The sequence below is a fragment of the Microvirga pakistanensis genome (assembly GCF_004458765.1).
GTDB lineage: Bacteria > Pseudomonadota > Alphaproteobacteria > Rhizobiales > Beijerinckiaceae > Microvirga > Microvirga pakistanensis.
In genome coordinates this window covers 1-223 of sequence record NZ_SPJX01000722.1, presented here as the reverse complement: position 1 = coordinate 223, position 223 = coordinate 1, and the positions used below count along the sequence as shown (strand labels likewise).

Sequence of the window (223 nt, the reverse complement as noted above, 5' to 3'; positions counted from 1 at the left end):
GATGCATGATCAGAACGTCCCCGGAGGAGAGATCGGCCAGCAGATACTTGGCCCGGCGGCCGAGAGCCCTAACCTCCTGTCCTTCCAGACGCTCCGCGAAGCGTTCGGGGACCGGAAAGCGCAGGTCCGGGCGGCGTTGCACCACCTTGGTGAAGCGGGCGCCCACCATGGCGGGCTCCAGGCCCCGGCGCACGGTTTCGACTTCGGGCAGTTCAGGCATCAA

Annotated in this window: 1 protein-coding gene; it reads right to left on the bottom strand. The window is 66.8% G+C overall.

Annotation, left to right across the window (positions count from 1 at the left end; genetic code table 11):
* Positions 1–220: DNA-formamidopyrimidine glycosylase family protein (locus E4K09_RS28635; RefSeq protein WP_280177508.1), on the bottom strand; the 220-nt coding region annotated here is incomplete at its 3' end.
* Positions 221–223: the final 3 nt, after the last annotated feature.